Raw genomic sequence first — 8,712 nt, 5'->3', positions numbered from 1 at the left:
CCAGTCTTCATAGTAAAATATATTTACAAAGAGAAGTATACAATAAATAATAGATCTTGTAAATTTGAATTACCTAGGATTTAATGCCATTATATTAGAGTTTATAAGCTAGATAATAAATATCTTTGACAAAGTGATAAACTGAGGATAAGATAAAATGATCTCGATGTTAATTTATTTTTGAAGGAATTCATTTGGATTTAATTGTTCACACACTAGAGGTTCAGTATCTCCCTGTTGTATTTTCCAATCCCCTCTCTTTCGGCAAGCAGAAGATTGAGTCTCTGGAAAAACTGAGGATAAAAATGGTCCTGAAGAATCCGGTGACTGGTGAGTCTGGAACCGGTTGGGGTGAAGTCCCCGTGAACTATCCATGGTTTTGGCCGCAGTGTACCATCGAAAACCCCATGTTTGTTATCAGGGATATAGTCAGTGAGCTGGTTACTCAATGGTTGTCTTTGGGGAAGGTTCTCCATCCCCTGCTGTCAGGATTTGAATTGCAGACTCAGAGCCTGAATCCTCTGTATACAGGCCTTACTGAAAAATGGGGAGATCTGCCTTTTCTGGCTGTTCAAGTCATGAACTCAGCCTTTGACATTGCCCTCTATGATGGTTTTGCCAAACTCTGTTCACTTCCGGTTTATAAACTATTCGATTCGAGTCTGATCCCTGTCTCCCTGGATTTCTTTTTCAAGAGTAACAGGACTGTTTCTTCTCTCATGAAAGGAATTGAGTTGAGTCATCTGCTTAAGGAGAATCCTCCTTCCCGCCTGGGAGTCTGGCATATGGTTGGTATTGTTGATCCTGTTCCGGCCGATGAAAGCTGTAATGATTTAGCCCGCTGGATAGTCGATGGAGGTATTAAGCGTCTAAAGATTAAGCTCAGCTCCATGGAAGATCAGGACATGAATCGATTGAAGGAAATATATAAGGTCAGCCGTTCTCTGGGTGTTGAGAAATATTCTTTTGATTACAACGGTTCCAAAGATGAGCTCAGATGGATGATCCCGTTTCTGGAAAATCTGAAGGCGGATATTCCAGGTCTCTATGAGAAGCTTGTCTACATCGAGCAACCGATTCGTGCAGGAATGACTGGAAACAGAAACGAGGTTCGTTCCATTACCGCCATGAAAGATCTGCTTGTGGATGAAGGGGCCGGGAACTGGGAAGTGCTGTATGAATATTACCAGGCTGGATGGTCCGGGGTCGCACTGAAAATCTGTAAGTCTCAGACATCATCCATCCTGATGTATGCCCTGTCCAGAGTTCTTAATAAAAGAGTGACTGTTATGGATTTGACGAATCCTTCCCTGGCCCATATCGCTCACGTTCAATTGGCGGCTCATTTGAGTGATGATCCGGAGATCGAAAGCAATGCCATTCAGTACTGCCCTCTGGCATCCCTATCGGAAAGCAAGGTTCATCCGAAGTTATTTTCAAGAAGTCAGGGAGACATTGATTTATCCTCTCTGACGGGATTTGGTTATGGCTACCGGATGGATGAAATCCAAATCCAGGAAACTGGTATTAATCTTGAGAAAGCGGCTTGTATAAGCGGCTGAATATATAAAGAAGGAGTTTTTATCATGAAAAAAACTGTAATTCTGTTGCTTCTGGCTCTTCTTGTTTTTCCTCTGTTCGGGGAAGGCCAAAAAGAGTCTAATGGTTATGAATGGCAGCCGGCCAAACCTGTTAACCTTGTTGTTCCCTGGGGAGCCGGCGGGTCTACAGACCGTTCTGCCCGAACTACTGCTGGTATCGTAGAAGCCGTTCTGGGACAGAAAATTGTTGTCGTGAATCAGCCGGGAGCTTCTGGATCTGTTGGAACAAAGGGTGTTCTGGATGCCGATAAAGACGGAATGAAATGGGTCGCAGGAGCCGTTAAAGATCTTGGTGTCTACAAAGTACAGGGCATGATTGATACGACTCTGGATGACTGGAATCTCTATCTGAACGTAGCCATGCCTACCGTAGTCGCCGTCGGTATAGATTCTCCCTACAATGACTTTGGAGATCTTCTTGCCGATATGAAAGCCAACCCCGGAAAGATCCGTGTGGCCACAGCAGGAGTCAATTCTGCCGGCCATACAGCCATAGAACTGATCAAAAAATACACCGGAGTTGAGTACAAGCATGTGACCTATGACGGTGGAAATCCTGCCGTCATCGCCACAGTCGGCGGAGAAGCAGATGTTGTTCCTCAGCTTTCTGTTGAAGAAGTGGACATGCTGAAGGCGGGAAGGCTGAAAGCCCTTTGTGTTATGACTGACAAAGCCCTGGTCGTGGATGGAATGGAAGGCGAAATTCCCCCTATCACAAATTGGATCAAGGATTTTGAAGCAGCCCCTATCTATTTCGGAATTTTCATTCCCAAGGGTGCTCCTAAAGCCGTGACCAACACCATGGATAAGATTTGGAAAAATGTTGTCATGAAATCTCCTGAACTGAAAGACTGGGCCGCAAAAAATGCCGTTGTTTTTGACCCCTGCTATGGTAAGGAAGCTCTTGAAAAGTCTTTCCCCATGGTTCAGATCAGCGCCTGGCTCAAATTTGATTCGGGTGATGCCGTCATTGACCCATCCACCATTGGAATTCCCCGTCCCTAATTTCTAAATAAAAAATGTATAACCCCTTCTCTGATATTCGGGGAGGGGTTATTTTGCTATCAGGTTGTAATACTATGAACGAAAAACAAATGCGCAAGGCAGATTTTATCACATCAATTGTTCTGATTATTTTTGGAATAACCATTAGCTCTATGGCTGTCAGGATGCCCCGTTTGGAAGAAAAAGGCATCAATCCCTATACCGCGCCGGGAGTCGTCCCGGGAATCCTGGGCGTCATCATACTATTTCTTTCCCTGATCATGTTTATCAGGACCATCCGTCAAGCGGATTATCTACCCAGGTTTCAAAAAGGAAATGTTAAAGCCTTGTTGAAAGATGAGGGTACTGTCCGTCTTTTGATTTCTCTGGCCCTCTGTCTCCTCTATGCCCTGGTTCTTGTGGGCCATATCCCCTATATTCTGGCAACTTTTCTTTTCACTCTGGGGTTTATTCTCATTTTTGACCTGAAGTTTGATAAAGAAGAGGGAAGTAAAAGGAAAATAATTATCTTTGCTGTCATTCAGGCTATCATCAGCTCCGCTGTCATCAGTGTTACTTTTCAATACCTCTTTCTTGTTGATTTACCCTAAGGAGACCTTTCTATGTTTGACGGAATTCTGATGTTTTTAGCTAGCCTGGGAGGGTTCTTCTCCTTCAAGGTTATTTTTATTGTTTTATGGAGCACTCAGCTGGGAATTATCGTTGGAATGCTCCCGGGGTTGACGGCCACCATGGGTGTCGCCCTGATGACTACTCTGACCTATAAAATGCCCGCAGATACGGCTGTCCTGATCCTGATGTGTATGTATATCGGAGCAATTTACGGGGGAAGCCGTTCGGCCATTCTTCTCAATATACCCGGTACACCCGCCAATGCGGCAACCTCTGTAGACGGGCATCCACTGGCCCTGCAGGGAAAGGCGGGAGAGGCCATCGGGATTGCCACTACAGGCAGCTTTCTGGGGTCTATTATCGGGATGTTCATGCTCGCTTTTTTCACCCCTATCCTTGGAAACTTTGCTCTGGACTTCCAATCCTATGAGTTTTTCTGGCTGGCTATTTTCGGAATTATCATATCAGGAAATTTGACGGCTCCCAAAGATCCGTTGAAAGGCTGGATCGCCGGGTTTATAGGTTTGTTCATTGCCATGATCGGAATGGAAGGAATCCACGCTCATATCCGCTACTCCTTCGGAAATGTCAATTTATCCGGAGGGATAGACCTTCTTCCCGCCATGGTCGGTGCCTTTGGTATGGCGGAGATTCTGAATCTTATGAAGAGTCCCCGGTCCGTCGTCATCAATACTCCCATCAAGAATGTTTTTCCCCATCCCCGACAAGTTCTGAAATACTGGAAGACCATACTCCGCTCAGGTGTCATCGGGACTTTTGTAGGAGCCATTCCGGGAGTGGGTGAAGATATTGCCGCCTGGGTCAGTTATGATTTTGCCAAAAGAGGGAGCAAGGAGAAAAAACTCTTCGGGAAAGGAAGTATTGAAGGTCTCATCGCATCAGAGACAGGGAACAATGCCGCCGCCGCAGGGGCCGTGATTCCGGTTCTCTCCCTGGCCATCCCTGGATCCGCCCCGGCGGCCGTTCTTCTGGCAGCCATGTTCATTCACGGAATTCGTCCCGGTCCCCTCATCATGATTGAATCTCCAGAATTTGTTTACAAGGTTGTAGCCATGGTCTTTATGGCCACCTGTGCCATGATGATTCTTGGACTGTCCATGGTGAAGTCTCTTGTGAAAGTCCTTCAGGTACCAAGGACAAAGCTCATTCCTGTTATTTTTACTCTCTGTGTGATGGGGTCATATGCTCTGGCCAGCCGAACCTTTGATGTTAAAGTCATGATATTTTTCGGTATCCTGGGATATCTGATGAGGGAAATGGACTACCCCGTAGCCCCCATGATTCTGGGAATCATCCTCGGTGGGATTCTGGATAAAAACCTCAGAAGAGCGCTGGTGCTCTCAGATGGCTCTTTTCTGCCCTTTGTTTCACGCCCGATCTGTCTGGTTCTGATCTTTTTAACAATATTTGCCATTATTGGAAGGACTGTCTGGTTTGGAAAACTTAAAAAACAGGCCTTTCAGATGATTTTCAAAAAGAAAGAGGTTTGATGTGGAAAAAAAGAGGATAAAAGCAGGTATTCTGGGAAGTGGTTTTGCTGCCAGTTTTCACACTGAAGCCTTGAAACGTGTCTATGGTGTCCATGTTGAGATAGCAGGAGTCTATTCCCCCCATCCAGAACGTTGTCAGAATTTTGGGAAGGAGCGGCGGATTCCTGTCTGTACCAGTGAGGAAGAGCTTTTCTCAGTCTGTGATGTGGTGCATATCTGCACCCCTCCGGCCTCTCATGAAGCCCTGGCTGTGAGAGGGCTGAACAGGGGCAGGCATGTGATCATCGAAAAGCCCTTTACCGGATATTTCGGAAAGGGTGAGTCCGGGTTTTCGGGAGATTCCTTTGACAGGGCATCCGGACTGATTCAGGCGCAGGCCAGCATTCAAAGGATTCTGGAGGCAGAGAAAAGCAGTGCGGGCACCATTTTTTATGCCGAGAACTGGGTCTATGCTCCGGCCATACAGAAAGAACGGGAGGTTCTTGAGAAGACAAAAGGCCAAATCCTATGGATTCAGGGCCAGGAGGGCCACAGCGGTTCCCACTCTCCCACTTATGGAGACTGGTCCTTTTCCGGGGGAGGATCCATCATGGGCAAATCGGTGCATCCTCTGACTGCCGCCTTGTACCTGAAATCGGTGGAAGGCCGGGTTAAAGGGATCGATATCAGACCCGCTTCGGTGACCGCCCGGACCCACTCTCTGACCAGAATGAATTCCTATCAGGATGACGGCTTCCTGCGCAGCGGTTATAAAGATATTGAAGATTTCGGTGCTCTTCATGTGATTTTCTCTGATGGTTCGATTGCGGATATATTTGCTTCAGAGATTATTTTAGGAGGGGTTCACAATCATATGGAGGTGAATGCCTCCAATCATAGAGCCGTGATAAATATTAATCCCAATACGGCCCTGCAGACTTTCAATCCCAAGGGTGAACAATTTGATGACATCTATGTTGTCGAGAAGATAGGAACAAAAGAGGGCTGGGCCAATACCTCTCCTGATGAAGACTGGTTTACCGGATATCAGAATGAAATGGAGCATTTCTATAATAATGTGGTTGAGGGTACAGCACCAGAATCAGGAAGCAAGCTTGCTTCCGATACGATTGCAACTGTCTATTCGGCTTATCTGTCGGCTTCTCATGGTGGGAAAGAGCAGACTATCCCGCTATTGTAGAATCTGATCTGAAGGGATGTTTACCATCCTTTCAGAAGTCCCGGTTTATATAGTCGGGGATCACATCTCCCCCCCCCGATGAACAGGGTGTGCCTACAGAGAATGACCTGCAGCCCTGCTTTTGAAAGAGGAGACTTTCTAAAACCACAGATGGTTCCAAATTGCAATAATCTACAAAAAATTGCAAAAGGAAGCTATAATATTATGAAGCGGTAAAAAGTATGTACTTTAAACAATTGCTTTTCACCCATTGGTCTACTTACATCACTTCCAAATTCTTTTCGCAGCTTATATTTTCAATGAATGACTGAATAATCATCAGTGTTTCAAAGGGGATCGAGATGCAAAAACGAAGTCTTATTATTGTATGTTTTCTTACACTATTTATTAGTTCAATCTTTGGACAAAGCCTTTTCAACTCATTGCTGACCTTGAAAGTAGCTCCATCCTTGAATATGCCTATTGGAACAGATTCTGAGCTCTTTAAAATGAATTATGGGGGGATAGTATCAGGGGAGATATCCATGCCCTTTTTCCCGGAAATATATACCAGTATTGATATCGGGTATAACTATGTTCCCTTGAGGACTGATGTAACCACTTTATCCCTTATGACTTTAGGTGCGGGAGTAGGATTCAATTTCAACCCCATCCCCACAATCAGTATACGGACATTCGCTACAGGGGGCTATTTCTACGGCTTCCTTCATAATGGAGATGATTCGGGAGGCAATCCTTATGTGGGAGGAGGACTGGGGACCTATATCCTCTTTTCACCCAGACTGGGTGCCGGTGTTGATGCGGGATACAGGCAGTACCTGGGGTTTGGAAGTGAAATCTTCGTAACGGCAGGAGTGATTTTCAATATCGTTCCCTCCAAAAAAGGCGGTGCTGCAGAAGGACTCATGGAACATAAACCCGGAGAAGGTCTGGATTTACTGAAAGTAAATCTGAATAGCGTTTTTCCAGTGTTCTTCAGCTATTATGATAACAACCCGATCGGGACAGGCGTAATTAAAAACTTTGAAAAGAAAGCTATTGAAAACATCGAAATCACCTATTACGTCAAACAGTATATGGACAATCCGAAGAAGTGTAATGCTCCTGCATCCCTGGCCCCGGGTGAAGAAGCGGAAATTGATCTTTACAGTTTGTTCACCAATAGAATTCTGGAGGTGTCAGAAGGAACCAAGGTCTCGGCCCTGATAAACATTAAGTACTCATACAATAACGGAAGCTACTATCGAGAAAAAATTGTAACACAGGAGATACAGAACAGGAACGCTATAACCTGGGATGATGACAGGCGGGTCGCCGCCTTTGTGACCGCCAAGGATACGGCCATCCTGAAGTTTGCAAAGAATACAGCAGGGATTGTAAAGGATAATGCCGGTGATGGTGTGAACAGAAACCTTGTTCTGGCCATGGGTATCAATGCCGCCCTGCGGGAGCATGGTATAAGCTATGTTATAGATCCTGCCACCCCTTATTCCGAACTTGCCGGCGATAAAGGTGCTGTCGACTTCATTCAGTTTCCTATGCAGACTCTTGATTATAAAGCCGGTGACTGTGATGACCTTTCCATCCTGAACTGTGCTCTTCTCGAGGCAGTCGGTGTGGAAACTGCATTTGTGACCATTCCGGGGCATATTTTCATGGCATTTTGCCTCGACATTACAGAAAAGGAAGCGGAAAAGCAGTTTCTGCGGCCGGAAGATCTGATTTATATGGAAAACAAAGTCTGGATTCCTGTTGAAATAACAGAAACGGAGGGGGGATTTCTAAAGGCATGGCAGATCGGAGCTAAACAGTGGCGGGAGAATGCCTCTAAGCTGAAAGCCGGATTTTATCCTACCCGGACTGCCTGGGAGCAGTACAATCCGGTGGGCTTTGATATTGCACAGGTGGATATAACGATGCCTGACCCACAGAAAGTCGCTGCGGCATTTAGGAAAGAATATGATACCTTTATTGAAAGAGAGCTCTATCCTCAGGTGGAAGAACTGAATCTCAAAATTGAAAAAAGCCAGAGATTGCAGGACATCAACAAATTAGGAGTGCTCTACGCCCGTTACGGCATGAATGACAAGGCGGAAGAACAATTCAAGAAAGTCATAGATCGAAGTCCTTTCTTCCCATCCCTCATGAACCTGGGAAATATCAATTATTTAAGTGAGGATTATGCAGAAGCCCTGGCCTATTACAATCAGGCGGACAAGATAAAACCAAACTCCAAGAAAGTTCTCTTAGGAATTGCCCGCACAAGCCATCAGGCTGAAGATTATGATACAGCTGCAACCGCATTCTCTCAGTTGAAAAAACTCGATCCGGAGTTGGCAGAGAATTACTCATACCTCGATATGAGGAGTAAAGATGCGACCAGGGCCTCTGATCAGGCTCAGGTGACAGGAAATGTGCTCTGGGAGGATGAAGAATAATGAAACGGATAATTCTATCTGGGATTATTCTTGCTCTTATCACCTCCTGTGATCCTATTTCTCTCAAAACAACCATTGATGACATGGTCCTTGGCTGGACAAGAGAGCTGGTCTATACAGGCCCGGAAGATGGAGCCGGGGTTGCTGATAAAACACCACTGCTCGACTGGGAAGATGCGGGGGGAGCCACAGGCTATGAGCTTCAGATTGTTGAGGCGGTAGATCAATTTGAGGATGCCCCTGTCATTGAAGTCACTGAGTCACAGTATGAGATACCAGCCGGACTCATCATTTGCGATGCACGTTTCTGGAGGGTGAGAGCCGTTAAAACGGGAGAGCCCGGCCCCTGGAGCGAAAGCCGGAGT

The 8,712-nt window shown here is 45.8% G+C and carries 7 protein-coding genes; all 7 read left to right on the top strand.

The window, feature by feature from the left end:
* Window positions 1-194: 194 nt before the first annotated feature.
* Complete coding sequence (locus tag PF479_RS15900) at window positions 195-1,562, top strand: hypothetical protein (protein ID WP_298008459.1); 1,368 nt, start codon at window positions 195-197, stop codon at window positions 1,560-1,562.
* 24 nt (window positions 1,563-1,586) lie between these two features.
* Entirely contained in the window at window positions 1,587-2,606 is a 1,020-nt protein-coding gene (locus PF479_RS15895; protein WP_298008455.1) for a tripartite tricarboxylate transporter substrate binding protein, read from the top strand.
* A 74-nt stretch (window positions 2,607-2,680) separates the two neighbouring features.
* On the top strand, window positions 2,681-3,196 hold the full coding sequence (locus PF479_RS15890; protein ID WP_298008452.1) for a tripartite tricarboxylate transporter TctB family protein: 516 nt from the start codon (window positions 2,681-2,683) through the stop codon (window positions 3,194-3,196).
* A gap of 12 nt (window positions 3,197-3,208) precedes the next feature.
* Complete coding sequence (locus PF479_RS15885; RefSeq protein ID WP_298008449.1) at window positions 3,209-4,729, top strand: tripartite tricarboxylate transporter permease; 1,521 nt, start codon at window positions 3,209-3,211, stop codon at window positions 4,727-4,729.
* 1 nt (window position 4,730) lies between these two features.
* Window positions 4,731-5,909 carry a Gfo/Idh/MocA family oxidoreductase gene (locus PF479_RS15880; RefSeq protein ID WP_298008446.1) on the top strand — a complete coding sequence of 393 codons (1,179 nt, stop codon included), beginning with the start codon at window positions 4,731-4,733 and terminating at the stop codon, window positions 5,907-5,909.
* Window positions 5,910-6,433: 524 nt separating this feature from the next.
* Window positions 6,434-8,347 (top strand): tetratricopeptide repeat protein, encoded by a 1,914-nt coding sequence (locus PF479_RS15875; protein ID WP_298008443.1) that lies wholly within the window; start codon window positions 6,434-6,436, stop codon window positions 8,345-8,347.
* Window positions 8,347-8,712 (top strand): hypothetical protein (locus PF479_RS15870; protein WP_298008441.1); only part of this gene is annotated, 366 nt, incomplete at its 3' end. The genes PF479_RS15875 and PF479_RS15870, both read left to right, overlap by 1 nt.

The sequence above is a fragment of the Oceanispirochaeta sp. genome, assembly GCF_027859075.1.
Classification (GTDB): Bacteria; Spirochaetota; Spirochaetia; order DSM-2461; family DSM-2461; genus Oceanispirochaeta.
This window is presented reverse-complemented; position numbering and strand designations above follow the sequence as displayed.